This is a genomic window from Parabacteroides sp. Y3-G-102 (assembly GCF_023656845.1).
In the GTDB taxonomy this organism is placed as follows: domain Bacteria; phylum Bacteroidota; class Bacteroidia; order Bacteroidales; family Tannerellaceae; genus Parabacteroides; species Parabacteroides distasonis.
Genome location: NZ_JAMOKU010000028.1, coordinates 1 through 24,664, shown reverse-complemented (window position 1 = coordinate 24,664; position 24,664 = coordinate 1). Strand labels below are relative to the sequence as shown.

14 protein-coding genes are annotated in these 24,664 nt (G+C 49.3%); 11 read left to right on the top strand and 3 right to left on the bottom strand.

Annotation, left to right across the window (positions count from 1 at the left end; genetic code table 11):
• Positions 1 to 9: 9 nt before the first annotated feature.
• The 11 genes from NBH16_RS14550 (at position 10) to NBH16_RS14500 (ending at position 18,765) form a co-directional block, all read left to right on the top strand.
• Entirely contained in the window at positions 10 to 1,281 is a 1,272-nt protein-coding gene (locus NBH16_RS14550) for a DUF3843 family protein (RefSeq protein WP_250788797.1), read from the top strand.
• A 303-nt stretch (positions 1,282 to 1,584) separates the two neighbouring features.
• Positions 1,585 to 6,102 (top strand): glutamate synthase large subunit, encoded by a 4,518-nt coding sequence (gltB, locus tag NBH16_RS14545; RefSeq protein ID WP_250788796.1) that lies wholly within the window; start codon positions 1,585 to 1,587, stop codon positions 6,100 to 6,102.
• Between the two features lie 25 nt (positions 6,103 to 6,127).
• Positions 6,128 to 7,552 carry a glutamate synthase subunit beta gene (locus NBH16_RS14540; protein WP_009276606.1) on the top strand — a complete coding sequence of 475 codons (1,425 nt, stop codon included), beginning with the start codon at positions 6,128 to 6,130 and terminating at the stop codon, positions 7,550 to 7,552.
• Positions 7,553 to 7,578: 26 nt separating this feature from the next.
• The gene (gene asnB, locus NBH16_RS14535) at positions 7,579 to 9,243 is read left to right on the top strand and encodes an asparagine synthase B (RefSeq protein WP_250788795.1); all 1,665 of its coding nucleotides are present in this window, start codon (positions 7,579 to 7,581) and stop codon (positions 9,241 to 9,243) included.
• 122 nt (positions 9,244 to 9,365) lie between these two features.
• On the top strand, positions 9,366 to 11,051 hold the full coding sequence (locus NBH16_RS14530; RefSeq protein WP_250788794.1) for a DUF6383 domain-containing protein: 1,686 nt from the start codon (positions 9,366 to 9,368) through the stop codon (positions 11,049 to 11,051).
• Positions 11,052 to 11,805: 754 nt separating this feature from the next.
• Positions 11,806 to 12,615 carry a diaminopimelate epimerase gene (dapF, locus tag NBH16_RS14525; RefSeq protein WP_250788793.1) on the top strand — a complete coding sequence of 270 codons (810 nt, stop codon included), beginning with the start codon at positions 11,806 to 11,808 and terminating at the stop codon, positions 12,613 to 12,615.
• Between the two features lie 56 nt (positions 12,616 to 12,671).
• On the top strand, positions 12,672 to 13,901 hold the full coding sequence (locus tag NBH16_RS14520) for an LL-diaminopimelate aminotransferase (protein WP_048928064.1): 1,230 nt from the start codon (positions 12,672 to 12,674) through the stop codon (positions 13,899 to 13,901).
• A 36-nt stretch (positions 13,902 to 13,937) separates the two neighbouring features.
• Positions 13,938 to 16,124 (top strand): glutamine synthetase III family protein, encoded by a 2,187-nt coding sequence (locus NBH16_RS14515; protein ID WP_250788792.1) that lies wholly within the window; start codon positions 13,938 to 13,940, stop codon positions 16,122 to 16,124.
• 206 nt (positions 16,125 to 16,330) lie between these two features.
• Positions 16,331 to 16,528 carry a hypothetical protein gene (locus NBH16_RS14510; protein ID WP_250788791.1) on the top strand — a complete coding sequence of 66 codons (198 nt, stop codon included), beginning with the start codon at positions 16,331 to 16,333 and terminating at the stop codon, positions 16,526 to 16,528.
• Entirely contained in the window at positions 16,507 to 16,830 is a 324-nt protein-coding gene (locus tag NBH16_RS14505) for a type II toxin-antitoxin system RelE/ParE family toxin (protein ID WP_008774025.1), read from the top strand. The genes NBH16_RS14510 and NBH16_RS14505 overlap by 22 nt, the downstream gene beginning before the upstream one ends.
• Before the next feature lie 12 nt (positions 16,831 to 16,842).
• Positions 16,843 to 18,765, top strand: coding sequence for an NAD(+) synthase (locus NBH16_RS14500; protein ID WP_250788789.1), 1,923 nt, complete (start codon positions 16,843 to 16,845; stop codon positions 18,763 to 18,765).
• 169 nt (positions 18,766 to 18,934) lie between these two features.
• Here the strand turns inward: NBH16_RS14500 and NBH16_RS14495 are convergent, their stop codons facing one another.
• The 3 genes from NBH16_RS14495 to NBH16_RS14485 form a co-directional block, all read right to left on the bottom strand.
• Positions 18,935 to 22,564, bottom strand: a complete 3,630-nt coding sequence (locus NBH16_RS14495; protein WP_250788788.1) for an ATP-binding protein — start codon at positions 22,562 to 22,564, stop codon at positions 18,935 to 18,937.
• Complete coding sequence (locus NBH16_RS14490) at positions 22,548 to 23,117, bottom strand: condensin complex protein MksE (protein ID WP_005866029.1); 570 nt, start codon at positions 23,115 to 23,117, stop codon at positions 22,548 to 22,550. Before NBH16_RS14490 ends, NBH16_RS14495 begins: the two co-directional genes overlap by 17 nt.
• Before the next feature lie 84 nt (positions 23,118 to 23,201).
• A complete protein-coding gene (locus tag NBH16_RS14485; protein ID WP_048928060.1) occupies positions 23,202 to 24,389 on the bottom strand; it encodes a hypothetical protein in 1,188 nt (395 codons plus the stop codon).
• Between the last annotated feature and the right edge of the window lie 275 nt (positions 24,390 to 24,664).

Below are 24,664 nucleotides of genomic sequence, written 5' to 3'. Positions count from 1 at the left end.
TTTAATAACATGAAGAACATTAAAATTTTCCCGAAAGACTGGTTGCAGTTGCATCCCTATAAACAAAGCACTCCCGTGGATTCCTATTATACCGGAATAGCGAACCGTATCTACGATATCATGGAGAAGACCGAGTTGGTAAACTCCTTCGAGGGCGAGGAAACAAAGCAGATCTGTATCCGCATGGCCGCCTACTTCGAGGACGTGATCTCCGGCATGGGGATTTGGCGTGCCTTCATCCTTACCCATAAGGAGCTATACGGCAAATACCTCCCCTTCTACACTCCGGACGATCATTATTACGACGATGAGGTGAACCTTGAGGACGTGCGTTTCCTCCTTTGGCATTATACCCAGCAGTATCACGGCTATCGTAAAGGCACTTTCGTCAGTCCGGACAACCCTGCCAACGAATCCACCGGCATGCTTATCTACGACCTGTTCTGCAAAGAGTGGACCACGGCGCCGGAGAATACCCGCATGGCAAAGCTTTTCGCCCTTGATACCCGCTACGAGCGGCAAGAGGATTACGACCGTCTATTGCAATGGTTCCATTACGAATCCTATATCCTGCCTGAGTCGGCCCGGGAACTGAGCGACTTCGCCCACGACCGCTGGAAGGAGCAGCCCGACCTCAACCAAGAGCAGCTTAACAACCTGCTCGTCAACAGCCACGGCATGATGGCCTACACCAGCAAGACCTCCTTGCTAGGCCTGACCTCCCCGCAATGGCTGGCAAAGATATTGCCCGCCGAGCATCCCGACCATGCGGTATTTCAGAACACCGCCGACGAGTCTGTAGCCACCCTGCCCGACGATATGCTGGAGGAAAACCGCCAACAATACGAGACTTTCCACAAAGCCGCAGGAGACAAACTGCTTCTCTATTTCGACAAGACCGAAGATGCACAAACATTTATCACGGAGACTTCCGGCCTTATCCCCGCCGAGAACTTCCATCTTCCCGAGGACTGGCAAGGCAAGAAGCTGGCGATCTACGCCACGCCCGAGGAAGGCGCCCAAGTCATCACCCGTGACGTGGAGTTGATCAAGGATGAGAACAATCCCTTCTACGACACCAACCGTGCCGCCAAGCAAGCGCTCTCTTTCTTCATCGTGAAACATTGCAGCGTTTACTTCCTGAAAGAGCTGGTAGACCGAGGTATGTTGGCCGACGCACAAACAAAAAGCCTTACCAGCCCGGAACGTGGCAAGGCGATCATACAAGATAATTGGAAATTCCTATCCCGCTATTTCATCCGAGAATATCCCGATAGATAAAACAGATAGGAAGCGACATCACAATCCGTGACAGCGCTTCCGGAGAAAAAGAAGCACTGTCGCAAAACGTGACGGTGCTTCTTTTTTTAGTTCATCTTTCATTTAGCAAACTAACCAACCAAATATCTTTCAAATAAAAAGAATAAACCCAGTGAATACTTACAAATAGAAACATTAGATAAGATATTCTTATCTTTTCTCCGTTCTTTCGCTCCTACAAGCAATTACATTATGCCATTAATACCTATATTTGCGAAATAAATTGACGCAATAATCATTTATACGCAAACATAAGGTCAACAAATGAAAACAAACAGAAATCATTTTAATAGCAGACAAGGATTATACGACCCGTCTTATGAACATGACGCTTGTGGAGTAGGAATGTTAGTAAATATCCACGGCGAGAAATCGCACGACATCATCGAATCAGCCCTTAAGGTACTAGAGAACATGAGGCACCGAGGCGCCGAGGGAGCCGATAACAAAACGGGTGACGGAGCGGGAATCTTATTACAGATCCCGCATGAGTTCATCCTCCTGCAAGGAATTCCGGTTCCCGAAAAAGGCAAATATGGCACCGGACTAATCTTCCTCCCCAAAGACGAGGAACAGCAAGCAAGCATCCTCAGTATCCTCATCGAAGAGATCGAGAAAGAGGGATTAACCTTGATGCACTTACGCAAAGTTCCCGTTCATACGGAAATCTTGGGAAAGGACGCACAAGCGACCGAACCTGATATCAAGCAGATATTCATCATCGGCTGTAACGATCAGCAAGAGCTGGAACTAAAGCTATACCTCATACGTAAGCGGGTCGAGAAAAGGGTATCGGCCACCGACCTTCCGGCCAAGGATGATTTCTATATAGCGTCTCTTTCCACCAAAAACATCGTTTACAAAGGCATGCTGGAATCCATGCAGCTACGCCATTACTTTCCGGACCTGACGCAACCTTATTTCACTAGCGGACTGGCATTGGTACATTCACGCTTCAGTACCAACACCTTCCCCACTTGGAGTCTGGCGCAACCTTTCCGCCTACTGGCACATAACGGGGAAATAAACACGATACGGGGCAACCGGGGATGGATGGAGGCCCGGGAGAGCGTACTATCCTCCCCCAGAATCCCGGATATCAACGATATACGCCCGATCATCCAGCCGGGCATGAGTGACAGTGCCTCACTGGATAACGTATTGGAATTCTTCGTGGCCTCCGGGATGAGCCTGCCGCATGCCATGGCGATGCTGGTACCGGAGAGTTTCAACGAGAAGAACCCGATCTCCGAAGACCTAAAGGCTTTCTACGAATATCACTCCATCTTGATGGAACCGTGGGACGGGCCTGCCGCCCTGCTCTTTAGCGACGGACGCTACGCCGGAGGCATGCTAGACCGTAACGGCCTCCGCCCCGCCCGCTACCTGATCACGAAACATGACATGATGGTCGTGGCCTCCGAAGTCGGCGTCATGGATTTCGAGCCTAACGAGATCAAGGAAAAAGGCCGTCTGCAACCCGGAAAGATCTTACTCATCGATACCGAGAAAGGCGAGATTTATTACGATAGCGAGCTGAAGGAACAACTGGCGAACGCCCAGCCCTACCGTACTTGGCTGGAGAAAAATCGGGTGGAATTGGACGAGTTGAAATCCGGTCGTAAGATTCCTCATAAGGTAGAGAAATACGACAAGCTACTGCGTACGTTCGGATACAGCCGTGAGGATATCGAACGTATTATCATACCGATGTGCACGGGAGGGGCGGAACCGGTCGGCTCCATGGGCAACGATACGCCACTGGCCGTATTATCCGCCCGTCCGCAAATCCTCTATAATTATTTCCGCCAACAATTCGCCCAAGTAACCAACCCGCCGATCGACCCGATCCGCGAGGAACTCGTCATGAGCCTGACCGAGTATATCGGGGCAGTGGGAAGCAATATCTTAGTTCCAAACGAGAGCCACTGTAAAATGGTTCGGCTGAACCATCCGATCTTGACCAATACACAACTGGATCTCCTGTGTAACATCCGGTATAAGGGCTTTAAAAGTGTTAAGCTCCCCACTTTGTTTGACGCAGAGAAAGGATGCGCAGGACTGAAAGCTGCCTTGGACGAATTATGTAAGCAAGCGGAGCAATCCGTCACCGATGGCGTTAACTACATCATTTTAAGCGACAGAAACGTAGATGAGAAAAAAGCGGTGATTCCCTCCCTGTTAGCGGTAAGCGCCGTGCATCACCATCTGATCTCCGTGCAGAAAAGGGTGCAAACAGCGCTGGTAGTGGAAACCGGCGAGATGCGTGAGGTAATGCACGCCGCCCTCTTACTAGGCTACGGAGCCAGTGCCATCAACCCTTATATGGCTTTCGCTATCTTGGATGATCTAGTAGACAGGCAAGAGATACAATTGAATTACGAGACTGCCGAGAAGAATTACGTAAAAGCCATTTGCAAGGGTTTATTCAAGGTTATGAGCAAGATGGGGATCAGCACGATCCGCAGTTACCGGGGAGCAAAGCTTTTCGAGGCGATCGGCCTAAGCCGGGATCTGGCAGATACTTACTTCGGGGGAACCACCAGCAACATCGGTGGTATCCGCTTGGAAGAGATAGCGGCAGACGCGATCGCCATGCACAATGACGCATTCTCCCACCCCACGGATTCTTTATTGGAACATAAAGGCATTTATTCCTTCCGCAAGGATGGCGAGAAACACGCTTGGAACCCGGATACCATTTCCATGCTTCAACTGGCTACCCGCTTGGGGAGCTACAAGAAATTCAAGGAATATTCCCATGTGGTTGATGAGAAGGAAAGCCCCATATTCTTGCGTGACTTCCTGACCTTCAAACAACGCACCCCGATCCCCTTGGAGCAGGTAGAGCCGGAAGAAGCGATCATGCGTCGCTTTGTCACGGGAGCGATGAGCTTCGGTTCTATCAGTCGGGAAGCGCACGAGACGATAGCTATAGCCATGAACAAGATACACGGACGCAGTAACACGGGCGAGGGTGGTGAGGACTCGGCCCGTTTCATCTCCCGTGAGGACGGGTTATCGCTCCGCTCCGCCATCAAGCAAGTAGCCTCCGGACGCTTCGGCGTGACCACGGAATATCTGGTAAACGCCGACGAGATCCAGATCAAGGTCGCCCAAGGAGCGAAACCGGGCGAAGGAGGACAGCTTCCCGGCTATAAGGTGAACGATATCATAGCGAGAACCCGTCACTCGATCCCGGGTATCTCTCTGATCTCTCCCCCACCTCACCACGATATTTACTCGATCGAGGACTTGGCGCAATTGATCTTCGATCTGAAGAACGTGAACCCTCAAGCCGAGATCAGTGTGAAACTCGTATCCGAGAGTGGCGTGGGAACCATCGCCGCCGGCGTAGCCAAGGCAAAAGCGGACCGGATCGTGATCTCCGGGGCAGAAGGAGGAACGGGGGCTTCCCCGATAAGCTCTATCCGTTACGCCGGAATCCCACCCGAGCTAGGACTATCCGAGACTCAACAGACGCTCGTGATGAACGGCCTCCGGGGACAAGTCCGCTTGCAAACAGACGGACAATTGAAAACCGGACGGGACATCCTATTGATGGCGATGCTGGGTGCCGAGGAGTTTGGATTCGCCACCTCCGCCTTGATCGTCTTAGGCTGTGTGATGATGCGTAAATGCCATATGAACACGTGTCCGGTAGGTGTCGCTACCCAAGATGAGGAATTACGTAAACGCTTTCATGGCCGACACGAATATTTGGTGAATTTCTTCACCTTCCTCGCCCGTGAAGTTCGAGAATATCTGGCAGAGCTAGGCTATACGAAACTAGACGATATCATTGGCCGTACGGACTTACTCATGCGTAAACCTTCTGATCATATCGAGAAACATGATCTATTGGATCTCAGCCGCTTGATCCATCTACCGGAACAAGCCGCCACGCAGGCCATCCATCATGTCACCCGTCAACTCCACGCGATCGACAACGTGAAAGATGTGGATATAATCCGTCACGCAAAGGCTGCCATCGAATCCGGACAGGAAGTATCGTTGGATTACGCAATAGCCAACACCGATCGTTCCGTAGGAGCCATGCTTTCCGGCGAGATCGCCAAGCGGTACGGGAACATCGGGTTACCGGAGAACACCCTGCATATCAAGTTCAAGGGGGCGGCGGGCCAGAGCTTCGGAGCCTTTCTGGCTCACGGCGTACATTTCCGGTTGGAAGGCGAGGCGAACGACTATCTCGGAAAAGGATTGAGCGGCGGACACATCAGTTTAATGCCTCCGGTACGCTCCACCTTTATAGCGGAAGACAATACGATAGCCGGTAATACCTTATTATATGGAGCTACCAGCGGTGAGGTTTATATCAACGGCCGGGTCGGAGAGCGTTTCTGTGTGCGAAACTCCGGGGCAATCGCTGTCGTGGAAGGTGTAGGCGACCATTGTTGCGAGTACATGACCGGAGGCCGGGTTGTCGTCTTAGGCAATACAGGCCGGAACTTCGCCGCCGGAATGAGCGGTGGTGTCGCTTACGTGTGGAACAAGAATGGTGATTTCGATTATTATTGCAACATGGAAATGGTAGAGCTTTCCTTGATCGAGGATAGCACCTCACGAAAGGAACTTCATGAATTGATCCGCAAGCATTATCATCATACCGGCAGCCATCTGGCCGGATTGATGCTCGATAACTGGAACAAGTACGTGGATGAGTTCATCCAGATCGTCCCGATCGAATACAAGAAAGTACTCCAAGAGGAACAGATGCGCAAACTCCAACGCAAGATCGCGGAGATGCAGAAAGACTACTAAATATTTACACAAAAACAAGAGAACTATGGGAAACCCAAGAGCATTTCTAACGATACATAGACAAGAGGCGGGCTATCGTCCCGTCCACGAACGTATAGATGATTTCAGCGAGGTAGAACAGACCTTGAACAGCGGCGACCGCCGTACGCAGGCCTCCCGCTGCATGGATTGTGGCGTACCCTTCTGCCACTGGGCCTGCCCGCTGGGTAACAAGCAACCCGAATGGCAAGATTTGTTATACAAAGGCCGTTACAAAGAGGCATATCACGTATTGGAGCAGACCGACGACTTCCCGGAGTTCACGGGACGTGTCTGCCCCGCCCTCTGCGAGAAAAGCTGCGTACTGAAACTTAGCTGCGACGAACCTGTCACGATCCGTGAGAACGAGGCGGCTATCGTGGAAGCCGCTTTCCGGGAAGGATACGTACAGCCTATCCAACCGGTACGCAACGGGAAAAAGGTAGCCGTGATCGGTAGCGGTCCCGCCGGATTGACCGTAGCGAACCAATTGAACCGGAAAGGATATGAAGTCACCGTATTCGAGAAAGATGAGTTACCGGGCGGCTTGCTACGCTTCGGCATCCCCAATTTCAAGCTAGGCAAGCACATTATCGATCGCCGTATCCGTATCATGGAGCAAGAAGGGATTCTTTTCCGTGTAAACACGATGGTCGGCAAAGAGATATTAGCGAAAGATGTAGTGAAAGATTTCGACGCTGTTTGCGTAGCGATCGGCGCCGAGGTTCCCCGGGATCTATCTATCGAGGGACGTCATTTAAGAGGCGTACATTTCGCCTTGGAGTTATTAAGCCAGCAGAACCGGATCTTAGAAGGCATCCCCATCCCGCCCAAAAGCCAGATCAATTGCAAAGGCAAGAAAGTCTTAGTGATTGGCGGAGGCGATACGGGTAGCGATTGTGTAGGGACAGCGAACCGTCATGGGGCGGCCTGTGTCACCCAGATCGAGATCATGCCCCAGCCACCCGTCGGACAGAATCCGGCGACACCTTGGCCCATGTATCCGCAAGTACTGAAAACCAGCAGCAGCCATGAGGAAGGTTGTATCCGCCGGTGGAACCTAACCTCTAACCGTTTTATCGGAGAGAAAAACAACCTGATAGGGGTTGAGGTAGAAGAAGTCGAATGGGTTCCCTCCCCAGACGGAGGCCGTCCGCAGATGAGGCTGACCGGCAAGAAAGAGATCATCGAGGCCGATCTGGTTTTCCTCGCCATGGGCTTCCTGCATCCGGAGCAAGAAGGATTGATCAAAGAACTGCGATTGGCTACCGACAACCGCGATAACATCGCCGTAGACAACGCCGGATATACCGCCAACAGCAACCTATTTGCCTGCGGAGACGCTGTCAGCGGAGCGAGCCTAGTCGTAAAAGCGATGGCCTCCGGCCGTAATGTCGCCCGATCCATCGACCGTTTCTTACAAACCAACTAATTTTCAACTTTCAATTTTTAATGATCATGTGTGGTATAACAGCGATATTCAATATACACGACGGAGCGCAAGCCCTGCGTAAACAAGCGTTATTAATGAGTAAACGAATCCGTCACCGGGGGCCGGACTGGAGTGGTATCTACCAAGGCAAAACCGCTATCTTGGCCCATGAACGCCTTTCCATCGTAGACCCTGCCTCCGGAGGGCAGCCTTTAGTCAGCCCCGATGGGAAACTCATCCTCTGCGTCAACGGAGAGATCTACAACCATCAGGAATTACGAGAACGGTTAAAAGGCGATTACGAGTTCCAAACCGGCTCCGATTGCGAGGTGATCCTCGCCTTATACAAGAAGAAAGGGATTGATTTCATCGAGGATCTCAATGGTATTTTCGCCTTCGCTCTCTATGACGAGGAGAAAGAGGTTTACTTGATCGCCCGTGACCCGATCGGCGTGATCCCGCTCTACATCGGATACGATGACGAGGGACACTTGATGGTATCTTCTGAGTTAAAAGGACTTGAAGGCTTCGCCACTCATTACGAGCCGTTCCTCCCCGGTCATTATTTCTATAGCGAAGACCGTAAACTCACGAGATGGTACACCCGTGACTGGATGGATTATGCCAACGTGAAAGATAATCCTACCGACGTACAACAACTTCACGATGCGCTGGAAGCCGCCGTCAAACGCCAACTGATGAGCGATGTCCCTTATGGCGTCCTTCTATCCGGAGGTCTGGATTCCTCCATCACCTCCGCTATCGCCAAGAAATACGCGGCGAAACGCATCGAGACCAATGGGAAAGCGGACGCATGGTGGCCTCAACTCCACTCGTTCGCCATCGGATTGAAAGATGCCCCGGACTTGCTCGCCGCCCGTAAAGTAGCGGATGCGATCGGTACGGTTCATCATGAGATCCATTATACGATACAAGAAGGATTGGACGCTTTACGAGATGTCATTTATCATATCGAGACCTATGATGTCACTACCGTCCGAGCCTCCACCCCCATGTATTTACTGGCCCGTGTGATCCGGAGCATGGGTATCAAGATGGTACTAAGCGGCGAGGGTGCGGACGAGGTATTCGGGGGATATTTATATTTCCATAAGGCCCCGAACGCACAGGCTTTCCATGAAGAGACCCTGCGTAAATTAAGCAAACTGTATTTATATGATTGCTTGCGCGCGAACAAAAGCCTTTGCGCATGGGGCGTAGAAGGACGAGTGCCGTTCTTGGATAAAGAGTTTCTTGATGTGGCCATGCGTCTGAATCCGGTGGCAAAGATGTGCCCGGGTACGACCATCGAGAAGAAGATACTCCGAGAAGCATTTTCCGACAGTTTGCCCAAGGAGATCGCTTGGCGTCAAAAAGAGCAATTCTCGGATGGGGTAGGCTATGGCTGGATCGATACATTAAAGAAAATAACCTCCGAGTCGGTCACTGATGAAGAGATGGCGAATGCCGCCAAACGATTCCCAATCAATCCACCCCAAAACAAGGAAGAGTATTATTACCGCTCCATCTTTGAAGAGCATTTCCCCAGCGAAAGCGCGGCGAGAAGCGTACCTTCCATTCCTAGCGTAGCGTGTTCTACCGCAGAGGCTTTAGCTTGGGACTCGGCTTTCAAAAACATGAACGAGCCAAGCGGCAGGGCCATAAAAGACGTACATGAATCCGCTTATTGACGAATATTTCTTTTCTTTAGTAGCAAAATGCACCAACTTTTATGAATAATAAACGCTGGTGCATTTAATTTTTATAATAACTTTGCCAGCTAGAGTCATAAAACACTTTAAAACAAATTTATATGAAGAAAATCTTTACATGCATTAGTTTGGCAGCCGCTACATTCATGGCTACCACCCCAGTGATGGCACAACAACAAAAACTTACGGATAAGGAAAAAGCTGCAGTTATAGAAGCTATTGTGCCCGCTATGTTTGAACAGGTAAAACAAGTAAGCGGAATCGATATCATAGAATTGGCAAAGCCCAACATTGAGAATGTATTAAGTTCTCCTGTTTTTGGGACAGCCAGCACATTACGAGCAGAGACGCTTATCGCAAATCCTATTACAGTTCAACCAGATAGTATGAAAGTAAATCTGAGTGAAATAAGTAAAGATATTCCCGCTATGTTCAGTCAGATCACATTAAAAATGTCTAATTATTACACAGCAAATCTTTCATCAACTAATGGATTACCAATAGAACTCAACTTACCTAAAACTATTTCAACAACAATTCTCGGCTCCACTGTTTCTTTAAACTTTGAACTAGGAAAGCAAACAGGACTTTTACCATTTGATTCATTCACAGCTAAGTTAGATTTAGGCGGATTGTCCGAGTTAGCCGGAGTAATGGGAATTAAAGGTGGAGAGTTATTCTCTTTAAAAGAAAAAGCGACTAATGCTGGTATGTTCGATTACAACGTAACGATAGGCGAATCCTTACGTAGTGTGATCGCTCTTTTGGAAAAAGACGAAGAGGAAAAAACTACCATCCCAAACTTCCTTATCAAAACCAATATGACCCAACAGGCCAAAGGTTTAGTTGAGGCATCATTATATGCTGTACCTACAACTAGCTCTACTGTACAAGTACCGATGGGTGATGCCCAAGTTTATCTGAATCTTAAAGCGGCCGCTACTGGTAAAATGTCTCCCGATTCAATTCTCTTGACATCCTACAAGAATGGACAAAAAGAAGGTTATCGTAAGCTAGCTACTAAGATGGAGCAAAAAGGCCAGAATTTTGTGATTACCTCACAAGATTCCACAAAAACTTTAAATGCGACAGAATGGAAATGGTCTGCAACTGAAACGATAACAATGACTAATCGTACGAATGCAACCGAAGCAAAAGCAATCGTAGCCGAAACTATTACTCGTGCTATCGCAGAGTTAGCTGCAACAGGAACGACTAATCCATACAGCATGGTTGTAACAAAGACTTCCGACATGAATGGGGATGGTCAAGTAGCAGCCGCAGAAACGATCACTCTATTAAAAGCTGACGTAACTACAGCAATGGGAGGATCAGTGACAGCTCCCGCTATGAATGTTGCGGTTAAGATACAAACTCCTAATGATACAGACGGACAATTGACCGAAGGCATGGATATCGCTATCAATCTTCCGTTAAAGGGTGACAAGGTAGTAGCTGATTTCACACCAGTTGGATACGATAAAGCTGTCGCTACAATGTACGTAAAATCTGACGCTATGGGTATCATCACCGATAACGAGACTATCAGTGACGAGGTTCAAGAGGTTACGGTATCTACAACCGCTAGCGGTCTTTATGTAAAGAATGGTAAGGGTAATTATGTAATCGTTAATATGGTAGGTAAAGTTGTTTCTACGGGTATCATCACTAGCGATGAGCAATACATCAGCACTCCGAATATGCCGAACGGTATTTATATGATCTCAATCGATCAGTCTAAGCTCTTGAGATCTGCTCATAAGACAACTGTTAAGTTCGTAAAATAAATTATCTAGATAATTAGTTAATCTGATAAAAGGAGCTATCCGGAAACAAAACCGAGTAGCTCCTTTCTTTTTGTCAATTTGTAAACCAAACTCCCGGAGAGTTGATTTTTCTGGCCTGATGTACTTATCGTCCCTAAATATGAGAAAAAATATTAGCAAATGATTGTTTAGTAATATATTAGCCAAATACGACCTTTTGTTCTAGAAAAATAATTCATGCTAGTTCACATTTATACGGGTCAAAACATGTTTTTTATACGGATAAAAGACGCATTTCATACGGTTGTATCGCCCGACGCGACTATATGTATCGCCTTACGTGACCTATTGCGTTGGCTAACGCCACTACTTGCGTCGCCCAACGCAACCTTTCGCGTAACAAAACATGACCTTTTACGTAGAAATCAGTGGTTAAATACGTATTTTCACCCATTATCTATCCCTAGTTAAGGCTTCTTGAAAAAGAGGCTCGTCAGACAAACAGACTTATTTTAAGCAAATAGATAGATATATAGCTTTTTTACTTACAGTTACAGCAACCCATATTCACAAAGCATATATTACGATATAAAACCAAAACGCACACTTCTAATTATCATTTATAACTAAAAGCATATATTATAACTTCAATCTATTACAAACCTCATATTTATAAAACATTCGAGCCTCTCACCTGTTATATACTTATCAAAACGTTATATATTTGCATTACAATAAAACAAAAAGAAATAATATAAAGAATAATATCATCAAAATGACAAAATCAATCAGATTCACAAAGATGCACGGTGCCGGAAATGATTACATCTATGTAAACACGATGGTCTATCCGATAGACAACCCCGAGGAATTATCTATCGCATGGAGCAAGCCGCACACAGGCATAGGATCTGATGGTTTGGTCTTGATAGGTTCTTCAGACATCGCAGATTTCAGCATGCATATCTATAATGCGGACGGCTCCGAGGCGATGATGTGCGGAAACGCATCCAGATGTATTGGCAAATATGTCTATGAGGCCGGCCTAACGCAAAAGAACAAGGTTACCTTAGAGACCTTATCAGGTATCAAAGAGCTACAATTGAAAATAGAGCGTGAAGAGGTCACCGAGGTCACGGTAGATATGGGAAAGCCTGCCGTAGGTGAAATCGCCTTGATAGTTGAGGCCGGAGGAGAAATTTACACCGGCACCGTCATCTCCATGGGAAATCCTCATTTGGTTATCTTCGTGGACGAGATGGACAAGGTCGATCTGGCAAGCGTAGGCCCGTTACTGGAATGCCTCCCGCTTTTTCCGGACCGGACAAACGTGGAGTTCGTGCAGGTGCTAAAACCGGACGAGGTACGGATGAGGGTGTGGGAACGAGGTTCCGGCATCACACAAGCCTGCGGAACCGGAGCTTGCGCCACCGCCGTGGCCGGGGTCGTACGTGGGAAGACAAAGCGAAAGACGAAGGTCATCATGGATGGGGGCCCTTTAACCATCGAGTGGGACGAGCGGAGCGGTAAGGTCTTTATGACCGGCGGAGCGGTCAACGTGTTCGAGGGATTCATCAAAGTCTGACATGGGGAACAAGACAAAACAACAAAAACAACAACATAAAAACAAAAGAACTGAGTATGGCACTAATTAATGAACATTTCCTGAAATTACAGAACAATTACCTTTTCTCCGACATCGCGAAAAAGGTAAACAGCTTCAAGGTTACCCATCCCAAGGATAAGATCATTCGAATGGGTATTGGTGATGTTACGCAACCACTTGCCCCCGCCGTTATTGAGGCGATGCATAAAGCCGTGGAAGAAATGGCGAGCAAGGATACATTCCACGGATATGGCCCCGAGCAGGGATATCCTTTCCTAATCGACGCTATCATCAAGAACGATTATGCCAGCCGGGGAGTCTTTATCGAACCGAGCGAGGTATTCATCAGCGACGGGGCGAAAAGCGATTGTGGAAATATAGGTGACATGCTCCGCCACGACAATAGTATCGGGGTGACAGACCCCGTATATCCGGTCTACATCGACTCGAACGTAATGAGCGGACGCACCGGGGTATTGGAAAACGGGAAATGGAGCGATGTCGTATACATCCCTTGCACGGCGGAAAACAACTTCGTACCGGATCTGCCCAGTCGCAGGGTGGACATCCTTTACCTCTGCTATCCCAATAACCCGACCGGAACGACCTTGACTAAGGACGAATTGAAGAAATGGGTAAACTATGCCCTCGCCAACGACGTGCTTATCATGTACGACTCCGCTTACGAGGCTTATATACAGGACCCAAATATTCCCCACTCTATCTACGAGATCAAAGGAGCGAAGAAGGTAGCCATCGAATTCCGGAGCTTCTCTAAAACCGCCGGATTCACGGGAATACGTTGCGGATACACGGTTGTACCGAAGGAGCTGAACGCCTTCACGCTGGACGGGCAACGGGTACAGTTGAACAAATTATGGAACCGTCGCCAATGCACGAAATTCAACGGAACCAGTTACATAACCCAACGGGGTGCGGAAGCGGTTTATTCCACCGCCGGGAAACAGCAAGTAACAGCTACTATCAATTATTATATGACCAATGCGAAGATCATGAAAGAGGGTCTGCAAAACTGCGGTCTCACGGTGTACGGAGGCGATAACGCCCCATACCTCTGGCTAAAGACCCCGGACAGCCTCTCCTCATGGAAATTCTTTGACAAACTGCTTTATGAAGTCAAGATAGTCGGAACCCCCGGAGTGGGATTCGGACCGAGCGGGGAAGGTTATCTACGCCTCACCGCTTTCGGCGATAGGGATGACACCCTAGAGGCCATGGCTAGGCTGAGGAAGTGGCTAAGATAAGTCATTTACTATAAACAACAATAATCATCAGGTATTATGTCAAAGTTAAGATTTAGAGTCGTAGAATCGGCGTTCGAGAAGAAAGCGACCGAGCTAACCACTCCCGCCGAGAGACCTTCCGAGTATTACGGAGAATTGGTATTCAACCGTGAGAAGATGTTCAAATATCTTCCAGAGAAAGCATACGAGAGACTGGTGGACTCCATCGACAACGGTACCCCGCTAGACCGTGAGACAGCGAACGCCGTGGCCTCCGGCATGAAGAAATGGGCGATGGAAAAAGGCGCTACCCACTACACCCACTGGTTCCATCCCTTGACGGAAGGTACCGCCGAGAAGCACGACGCTTTCATTGAACATGATGGCAAAGGCGGCGTACTTGAGGAATTCGAGGGCAAACTACTGATCCAGCAAGAGCCGGACGCCTCCAGTTTCCCGAACGGCGGTATCCGCAATACGTTCGAGGCCCGTGGCTACTCGGCTTGGGACCCTTCCTCCCCCGCTTTTATCGTAGGCGACACCCTGTGCATCCCGACGATCTTCATCGCTTACACGGGCGAATCCCTCGACTACAAAGCCCCCCTACTGAAAGCCTTGGAAGCCGTAAACAAAGCGGCAGTCGATGTCTGTCACTATTTCAACCCGGACGTGAAGAAAGTATACGCCTACCTCGGCTGGGAACAGGAATACTTCCTAGTAGACGAGGGCCTGTACGCCGCACGTCCCGATCTGTTGATGACCGGCCGAACCTTGATGGGACATGAAAGCTCCAAGAACCAGCAGTTGGAGGATCATTACTTCGGCGCCATCCCCACCCGTGTCATGGAATTCATGAAAGACCTCGAGGTAGAGGCATTGAGGCTCGGCATTCCCGTAAAGACCCGCCATAACGAGGTCGCCCCGAACCAATTCGAGCTAGCTCCCATCTTCGAGGAATGCAACCTCGCCAATGACCATAACTTACTGATCATGGCCCTAATGCGCAAGATCTCCCGCAAACATGGGTTCCGTGTCCTGTTGCACGAGAAACCGTTCAAAGGTGTCAACGGTTCCGGCAAGCACAATAACTGGTCGCTGGGAACCGATACCGGAATCCTTTTGATGGGACCGGGTAAGACGCCGGAAGACAACCTGCGCTTCGTGACCTTCGTGGTCAACGTACTGAAAGCCGTGTACACCCATAACGCATTGCTGAAGGCCAGCATCTCCAGTGCGACCAACGCCCATCGTCTGGGAGCGAACGAGGCTCCCCCAGCGATCATCTCCAGCTTCTTAGGGACACAGTTGTCCAAGGTTTTGGAACATCTGGAGAACAGCGATACGGAAGATTTCAACCTAGCGGGAAAGCAAGGCATGAAACTCGATATCGCCCGTATCCCCGAGTTATTGATCGATAACACGGATCGTAACCGTACCTCCCCTTTCGCCTTCACCGGTAATCGTTTCGAGTTCCGTGCCGTAGGTTCCTCCGCGAACTGCGCCGCCGCCATGCTGGTATTGAACGCCGCCGTAGCGGATCAGTTGAGGCAGTTCAAGGCCGAGGTAGACGCTAAGATAGCCACCGGAAAGGATAAGTTCGCCGCTATCATCGAGGTAATCCGCAAGGATATCAAGGAATGCAAGGCGATCCATTTCGACGGCAATGGCTACAGCGAGGAATGGAAGGCCGAGGCCGCACGCCGGGGCTTGGATTGCGAGACCAGCGTGCCTTTGATCTTCGACGCTTATTTGAAAGATAGCAGCGTCCGCATGTTCGAGTCCACGGGAGTCATGACCCGTAAGGAGCTGGAAGCTCGCAACGAGGTCAAATGGGAGATGTACACGAAGAAGATCCAGATCGAGGCCCGTGTATTAGGCGACCTGACAATGAACCATATCATCCCGATGGCCACCAAATACCAGTCTTCCTTGATCGACAACGTATATAAGATGCGTGAATTATTCCCCGCAGATAAAGCCGCCCATCTATCCTCCAAGAACATGGAGATCATCGAGGATATAGCGAACCGCACGATCTTCATCAAGGAAAAAGTGGACGAGATGGTCAACGCCCGCAAGATAGCCAACAAGATAGAGAGCGAGCGGGAGAAGGCGATCGCTTACCACGACCGGATCGTCCCGATGATGGAAGCCATCCGTTACCATATCGACAAGTTGGAACTGGTTGTCGATGACCAGATATGGACCTTGCCGAAACACCGTGAGCTTTTATTCATCAGATAGTCTTATTCAGACAGTAGTTTTTTGTTGATTGTTTTGTGTTTACAAGGGGAGGATGCTGCGAAGTATGCCTCTCCTTCTTTTTTATCCCATACAAAATACATACCTTTGGGGCATAAATATATAGGAGGGAAATTGATATGACGACAATAGAGTTACAACAATGGAGAGAAAGCTTTATCGAGAGGTATCTCAATAAAATAGACGATATGGAAACGGTCCTAAAGATCGAGAAATATATGAAACGAATTATGTCCAAGGCGAATGCAACATCTCCCATTTCATTCAGTTTGAAAGAAGCCAATAGGGAAATAGATATAGCCGAACAGGAGCTAGAAGAAGGTAAAGGCATCAATGAGGATGATATGCACCAATTCTTTGAGACATGGAGAAACAAGCTAAAGTAATTTGGGCACCCCGTGCGAAAAGACAAGCTGATTTAGCCATAGCCTACTGTTTAAAGCATTTTGGAAAACAAGCTGCTCTCAACTTTATCGATAAGTTGGAGAAGAATTGTATCCGGATAAAGAACAATCCTCTTATTGGTACTATAGAAGAGACTTTCGCCGATAGAGACAAGGAATATCGCTCCTTGATCGAGGGACATCATAAACTTATATATACCCAAGAAGGAAAACGTTCCATACGTATCGTATTGTTGTGGGACTGTCGTCAAAACCCCGATAAATTAAGAACATCTATCAGATAAACAATAACAAATATGAATTACGGATTCGTCAAAGTAGCGGCAGCCGTACCACAGGTTAAAGTGGCTGACTGCTTTTATAATATTCAACAGATTGAGGGATTGATGCGCCAAGCGTCCCAAAAAGAGGTCCAGATCATCGCCTTCCCCGAATTATCGGTTACGTCTTATACTTGCATGGATTTGTTCTCGCAAGAGACCTTACTCAGAAACGCCGAGAAAGCCTTGCTGGATTTAGTGAACAACACCGCCGATCTGGATTTACTAACGATCGTAGGTTGCCCGCTTGTCAGCGGAAGCCAACTGATAAACGCCGCCGTCGCTTTCCAACGGGGCGAGATATTGGGGGTAGTGCCCAAGAGCTACCTGCCCAGCTACAAGGAGTTCCAAGAAGAGCGTTGGTTCACGGCCTCTTCACACCTACAGCAATCCATGATCACGATCGGTAACCGGGAAGTGCCGCTGGATTGCTACCTGATCTTCGAGTACGATGAGGTACGTGTGGGTATCGAGATCTGCGAGGATCTTTGGGTTCCCATCCCTCCCAGCTCCGAGCTAGCCATGCAGGGGGCGAACTTGATATTCAATCTATCCGCCAGCAACGAGTTGATCGGTAAGCATGCTTACTTACGATCCTTGATCTGCCAGCAATCCGCACGTTGTATCGCCGGATACGTCTACGCTTCCGCCGGTTTCGGAGAATCCAGTACCGACCTCGTATTCGCGGGAAACGGTATCATAGCGGAGAACGGCACGTTATTAAGGGAATCCGAGCGTTTCTCCATGGAGGAGCAACTCGTTATCAGCGAGATCGATATCCAGAACTTACAGAACGACCGACGGATCAACACCAGTTTCATGCAGGGTTATCTCAACCATAACATGGATAACGGCACCGTAGTCTCATTCAGCCTTCCCAACCGGACACTGGATTTGACCCGGGCAATCGACCCGCATCCCTTTACCCCTTCCGGCGATGCCTTGAAAGAACGTTGCGAGGAAATATTCCATATACAGGTAGCGGGACTCGCCAAGCGCATCCTCCACGCCCACGCCCAAACCGCCGTCGTAGGCATATCTGGGGGACTGGATTCCACCTTGGCCCTACTGGTCACCGTCATGACCTTCGATGCCTTGAAGATCCCACGGGATAAGATCATCGGCATCACCATGCCCGGCTTCGGAACGACGGATCGTACCTATACCAATGCCTGCGACTTGATACGCTCCCTTGGCGTGACCCTCCGGGAGATCTCCATCAAGGACGCTTGCATCCAACACTTCAAGGATATCAATCACGACATCCATGTACATGACGTGACGTACGAGAACAGCCAAGCCCGCGAGCGTACCCAACTTCTTATGGACGTAGCAAACCAAGAGAACGGCCTTGTGATCGGTACGGGAGACCTCTCGGAGCTTGCCTTGGGCTGGGCTACTTACAATGGCGACCATATGTCTATGTACGGCGTCAACGGTAGCATTCCCAAGACATTGGTTAAATATCTGGTGGAATGGGTGGCCAATAACAAGGTAGACGAGGCTTCCCGCGCCACGTTATTAGATATAGTAGACACTCCGATCAGCCCGGAATTGATTCCCGCCGACGAGCATGGGAATATCAAGCAGAAGACAGAGGATTTGGTAGGCCCGTACGAGCTGCACGATTTCTTCCTCTATCACTTCTTACGCTTCGGAGCCTCACCCGCGAAGATTTATTTCTTGGCGAAGCGGGCATTCGGGGAAACCTACGACGATGCCACCCTCAAGAAATGGCTCCATACCTTCTTCCGCCGCTTCTTCCAGCAACAGTTCAAGCGCAGTTGCCTGCCGGACGGCCCGAAAGTAGGTTCCATCAGCCTCTCCCCACGTGGAGACTGGCGAATGCCGAGCGACGCAATGGCTACGCTTTGGCTGGATGAGATCGCAGGGCTTTAACATTTTTTCAATGGTATAGTCATAGACGAGGCTCTCTTATGGGCCATAGACGAGACACCTACCCCTATAAGAGAGCCTCGTCTATGACCCATAAGAGAGCCTAATCTATGACCTATGAGAGAGCCTCGTCTCTCACCCGTATCAACCGAGGCCCTAACATAGATCGTAACTAATCGAACTGCGTAATCACCCTGCGAATCCGGGTGAAGCTATCCGTATCCTTCTCCAGTTTATAGATGTGCTTATAGGACAGAGCATCCTGCTCGGTCGGCGAACCATTGATCAAGAGAATATCCCGGTCGTTGGCAAATTTCAAGATACCCGCCACGTTGTTCGGGTGCAGCTTCCCGATCTCATCCATCATGCAATGGAGCTTGAAATCAGAGAATACCGTGGAGGCGTTCCGCTTGAACACGTTCAGCAACATGATATTCACCATGGATTTGACCAAGATATCCGTACCCTCGGAGCCTACGTTCGTAAGACGTTCTACGAAGCCCGTATCATTCCGGTTCTCGATCACCCGGAATTTAAGGTCGAAGAAGTCCGCCAAGCGGATCAAGTTGCCGGAATAAGCGTCCATCGACTTGATCAACTCACGTAGCAACGTCGTCGCCTTCTCCCGGGTAGCCGTATCGTCGGCCGAGGAAGCGAAGAGGTTCTGCCCCAAATCCCAGCTATATTCCTCGTTGAATCGCTTGATCTCCTTCAACAGATTGACGATCTTGTTCTGGCTCGGATCAATACGCATCTCGATACACTGGATAATCCCCACGAAGTTCTTCTCCTTGAAATCGGCGTTGATCTGATCCACCACGCCACGGATATTGCCTTCCTGAGAGACCATGCTTTTCGTGTCCGCCGTAATCTGCCGGAAGATATCGGAGTTGCGGGTATTGATACGCGATTGGTATTCCGAGACCTTATCCTCGTCGATAAACTCCTTCAAGTCGCAAGCGAAATCCATATACTCTTTATCATCCGAGAAGCTCGTCTTGAAGGCGAACACATTATCCTCGGAGAAATTGCCGGTGTAGGCGGTTATCTCCTTGCGCAGCTCGGAAAGTTTCTGGGATTGCTCGCTGATGCGGATCGTGATCTCCCGTACCAAGGAACGGCAATCGCCATCCGTATCGGTACGGTTCATGGAAGAGAAGATGGATTCCCTAGAGGTAAACCAGTCCAACAGGGTAGAGCGGTGATATTCCTCCCGGTTCTCCAACGCTTTCCGGTTGGCCTCCTTCAGCTCCTTCAACTCGGCATCTACCTTGAAGATACTCCGGTTCACGTCCGCCAGACGTTTTTTCAATTCCTCCCGTTCCCCGTGGATGATCTGCTGCAAGCGCAGGCTCTCCGTCGTCCAGTCGGATACCTTATCCAGCATCTCTCGTTTATCTTTCAGATACTCGATAATCAATGCCTTGGTCTCGTTGATATATTTAATCTCCCCACCGATATACGCCAAGCGGGAATGGATCTCCTCCAAACGTTTCGGATCGCCACCACTGGCGGTCAGGCTATCCAATTGCTCCCTGTCATATCCGGATTTGCGCTCTTCCAACTCCGCTTTCTTGCGTGCGATCTCCTCCGAGATAGCTTCCCTTGCGACGGAGAGTTCCTTATCCAAAGCAGCCAACTCATCTTTCTCTTGCTCATCCAAGGAAGCGAGTTCCCGGTCCATCTTACCTTGAAGCGTGGCGATCTCCTGCTGGATCGAGGAAAGGACGGCTTCGGCAGCGTTCAACTCCTCCTCCAAGCGCCGGATCTCCTCCTGCCTCAGACGGGTCGCCTGATCCCGCAAGGCCGACAGACGAGACTCGTCTTCCTTCTTGCGGACCGCCAGTTGCTCCAACTCATATTCCGCATGATAGATATCCTCCTTGATGGGCTTCACCGAGGATTGATATTGCTTGCGAAGATTCTCCTTAGCCGCCTCCAAATCCTGCCGCGCCGTAGCGATAAACCGCTGGATTCCGGCACGTTTTTCCTCGGCCACCTTCTTCTCCGTCAAGTAATCCTCCTTAGTCTTGACATTCCGGTGAATCCCGGAGGTGAAGCGGATTCCATAAAAGGTATCTCCCTCGCCTACCTCCGCCGTAAACTCTTTCCCGTAAAGCAGGCGCTCGTCACACACTTGCCCGATCGTCTGCTCCCAGCCGGGTTTATGCTCGGACAGCCAGTTGAAGAAGCTATCTTTCTGGTTATCCAAGAACTCCGTCAGTTCCACTAGCTTAGCGCTCAGGGCCTCGATCTTCATCTCGTTGGATTCCGCTAGCTTTTGATAATCCTCATCCAAATGCTTCTCGGCGGTCTCGAACTCTTTCGTCTGGTAGTTCAACTCGTACTTCAGCTCACGGATCTTCAGCTCCAAGTCCTTCCGGTTCGCGTCGTAATTACCGAGACGCCCCTTGACCGCCTCCAATTCCTCCGAGGTTCCCGACTGCCCTCGGGCAGTCTTGATACGCATCTTCAAGGCGGCGACCTCCGTCGTACGTTTCTCCCGATCCACCAACAAACGCTCTTTCTCCTCCGAGGCGGCATGGCGCGATTCCTCCCGTAGCCGTCGATAATACTCCCGGCGAGCCTCCCGACGAGCATTGATCTCAGTCTCTGCCGCCAGTAATTGTTTCTGTTTCTCGTTCTCGAAGCCGGCCAACTCGTTCTTCAGATTAGCGATCAAATTGGCGTGCAAGACCGAGGCTTCTTTATTCTTGGAAGAAAGCAAATCTTTCTCCACGACTAAGGATTCCTGTTCCTGCTGTAAGATCTCCAATTTGTTACAACGATCCATCGCCGTCTGGATATCTTTTCCGGCATAGAAAACCCGTTTCGCTTCCGCCTCCGACAAGGCGTTTTTCAGCACGGCCAACTCGCCTTCCATCGTGGCTGTCCGGTTCTTCGATTCAGCGTCTAGCTTATCCCTTTGCTTATAGAAATCCGATTTGACCGCCTCCTGCTCGTGTATCTTCCGGGACAACTCCGGCAAGATACGCTCCGTTTGCAGATAAGCCCCGCGCAATTGGCGGCACAGATCGTTGATCCGTAAATCCCGCTTACGGATATCGTCCGACAAGGTGGAGATCCCGGCGGCCTTCCGCGCCATGCCCGGCTCACGAAAAACACCGATATCATTCAGTTGCGCCTCAAAACCGGATAGATGGCTCCGATAACGGCTCAAGTCGATCACGCTATCCGCCTCGTTCAAGGAGGTGATGATCGTCTGCTTGATATAATCCGCCTCCAAGCGTGAATTCAGCAAGACGTTCTGGATCGTACGGATGATATTCTGGTAGGAGCCGCTCTCCATCAAGGAATAACAAGAGTAATCCCGTTTATTATCCGAGTTTCCGTAGAGGATATTCCGGTATTCCTCATACGTGGAGATCGCCCCGCTATACTTGATACCGTTCTTATCGAGCACCGAGCGGATACGATCCGACGGATAAGGCGCTCCCTCCTCGTCGATAAAAAGATCCGGCCGGTACGGAGAGGCGATAAAGCGGTAGCAGATACGGTTCATCGTCTTATAGCTAAGTACCGTAAACCAACCATCCTCCCTCGCTACCTCGTAGATGATCGAGGAATCGGCATAAGGGAAATAATAATCCTGATACGATTTCTTCTCGACCGGGATTCCGAGCCGCTGCGTATCGGCGTTGTAAAAGAAAAGGATCGCACGGAGGATCGTACTCTTCCCCACTCCCTGCGTTCCGATTAAATGTATATTTCCATCCAGCTGCACTTCCGAGTAACGGATAGCGGCGCTGTTTATAAATACTATTTTATTGAGATATCTCATCTTCGTTCTTTATGTTAATACTATGGATCATCTTCGTGAGGTAATCCCACGAGGAGAGCACTTTCCACGTCCCGTTCATATCGCTTACGCACTCGATAAAGCCCTCTTTCGTCATCCTGTCCAAGATGGTATCGAGGATATCCTTGCGTTTCTCCTTGCCTCCGGTATGTTTTTTCAACCCGTCCAGCTTCATCTCTAGATCCATGTCGATACGGGAACGTACCAATATCTCCGCCGGCGAGAAAGTGAAACCGGGCCCGAAGGCCGTATCGTACGTACAGAAGAAGTCCATGATATCGATCCAAGCGAAGAAACGCTGGAGCTTTTGCTCCAAGGTAGCCCGGGGCTCCTTGCGGGAGAAGTAGAAGTAATTATTCCCCTGCTCCAACACGAAATTGATATGCGAGAAATAATCACGTAAACGCTCAAAATTATCTTCTACGACCGAGAAGAGTGTCCTCAACTCCTTTACACTTGTATTCGAGCACAGAAAATTACCTTTCGACAGGTAATCATAGATCTGTGCGGTCTGTACCGGTAAATTATCTATCATCTTATTATTGTTGTTTTATTTTATCCAGTTGTAGAGACGGGGCGTGCCCCGTCTCATCACAGGGGGCACGCCCCGTCTCTACAACTAGGTTCTTTGAATAATGGCATATTCTATATGCTCCGTATGCCCAAAACGGTCTGTTATCTCCAACTCATTTTCATAGAGGGAGAGTAAACGGCAAAATAACGTAACCTTCGCCTCGAAATCCATCTCCCGGTTATACTCGTAGCCCATCACGAAAGAGAACAAATCCCCTCCGGTCCGGCTAAAAACATCCATCATCTTCCGGGTATTGATAGCAGCCTCCCCCACTTCTTGATTCTCCATCTGCTCGGCGGAGATCACGCCCAGCTCCTGCCGGTGGATAGCCTTGTCCGGCCGCATGCCGTCGGCCACCTTCAAGATGACATCCAGCGCCTCGTCCGTTTGCAAATAAGGAATGGAAATCTTGAATAAGGTAGGCTGCACGCCCTCCAATACCACGGAACGCTCCGCGTCTACCACCTCCCGCACGTTCGTGTTCTCCTGTAACTCAAACTGCTCCCGCAGATATTTGATACGACGCAGCTTACGGGTAAAACCCACCTGCGTACGGATCTGGTTCAAGTAATCAATGATATCCTGTTGGGAATGGATCAAGCTATGGCCGGCGCTCAATAACTCCGTCTTCAACTCACGGGCGATCGTCAACAGCTCCTCGTCCGGGACTTGGGCGAAAAAGGGAGTCCGTTCCCGATCCAGCAGCTTCTCCACTTCCACGATCAGGCGGTTGATCTCGATTCGTTTAGCGTCCAGATTCTCCAGTTTGGCGATCTTCACCTTATAGCTCGGCTCGTTCTTGAACGTATTATCGATCACCCGTTGCAAGGACACCACGTTACGTACCAAGATCTTCCCGATCTTCCGCAAATGCGCCTTGACCGATCGCAGATAACCCAGCTTACGCAAATCGTTATCCTCCTTGCCATAATAATCGATCAATTGATACACCAACTGGATATTCTCATCGATCACCGAGGTAGAAATCTCCTCATTCGCCTCCAGAAGCAGCTCATAGAAAGAGAGATAATGCTCATCCATCTCGATATAAGGGCCGTTCCTGCGGATCACCTCACGCTCGATCAAGATATTCAATTTATTCTCATCGATAATATCCAACGCATAATCATAGCGAAACGGTAATGATTTTCTTTTCTCAAATAAGACCTCCAATAGGTCCTTTCCCAGATTTAGCGTGTTCGTTATATGGGGTATTGAATTATATATGTACATCCTAAACAATTAAGGACACAAAGGTAATAAAAATACAAGTAACCCTTTTTTCTCCGTGATGAAAAAGGATTTCCATCGTAGTGAAAAAGCTTTTTCATCACGGTGGAAAAAGTTTTTCACCCCGATGGAAAAAGAGGAAAATCACGAACAGTTGTCTTTTCCTGATTTATCTAGACACTTTTTTTGTTTATAAACGTAATCAGTAGACAGTAGTTATAAAGTAATACTGATATAGTAGTCACTTCTTTTAACTTCATACTGATAACATAGACACA

Coding starts and splice junctions, on each gene's coding strand:
- NBH16_RS14550 (WP_250788797.1), top strand. CDS start 10: ATGAAGAACATTAAAATTTTCCCGAAAGACTGGTTGCAGTTGCATCCC.
- gltB (WP_250788796.1), top strand. CDS start 1,585: ATGAAAACAAACAGAAATCATTTTAATAGCAGACAAGGATTATACGAC.
- NBH16_RS14540 (WP_009276606.1), top strand. CDS start 6,128: ATGGGAAACCCAAGAGCATTTCTAACGATACATAGACAAGAGGCGGGC.
- asnB (WP_250788795.1), top strand. CDS start 7,579: ATGTGTGGTATAACAGCGATATTCAATATACACGACGGAGCGCAAGCC.
- NBH16_RS14530 (WP_250788794.1), top strand. CDS start 9,366: ATGAAGAAAATCTTTACATGCATTAGTTTGGCAGCCGCTACATTCATG.
- dapF (WP_250788793.1), top strand. CDS start 11,806: ATGACAAAATCAATCAGATTCACAAAGATGCACGGTGCCGGAAATGAT.
- NBH16_RS14520 (WP_048928064.1), top strand. CDS start 12,672: ATGGCACTAATTAATGAACATTTCCTGAAATTACAGAACAATTACCTT.
- NBH16_RS14515 (WP_250788792.1), top strand. CDS start 13,938: ATGTCAAAGTTAAGATTTAGAGTCGTAGAATCGGCGTTCGAGAAGAAA.
- NBH16_RS14510 (WP_250788791.1), top strand. CDS start 16,331: ATGGAAACGGTCCTAAAGATCGAGAAATATATGAAACGAATTATGTCC.
- NBH16_RS14505 (WP_008774025.1), top strand. CDS start 16,507: ATGGAGAAACAAGCTAAAGTAATTTGGGCACCCCGTGCGAAAAGACAA.
- NBH16_RS14500 (WP_250788789.1), top strand. CDS start 16,843: ATGAATTACGGATTCGTCAAAGTAGCGGCAGCCGTACCACAGGTTAAA.
- NBH16_RS14495 (WP_250788788.1), bottom strand. CDS start 22,564: ATGAGATATCTCAATAAAATAGTATTTATAAACAGCGCCGCTATCCGT.
- NBH16_RS14490 (WP_005866029.1), bottom strand. CDS start 23,117: ATGATAGATAATTTACCGGTACAGACCGCACAGATCTATGATTACCTG.
- NBH16_RS14485 (WP_048928060.1), bottom strand. CDS start 24,389: ATGTACATATATAATTCAATACCCCATATAACGAACACGCTAAATCTG.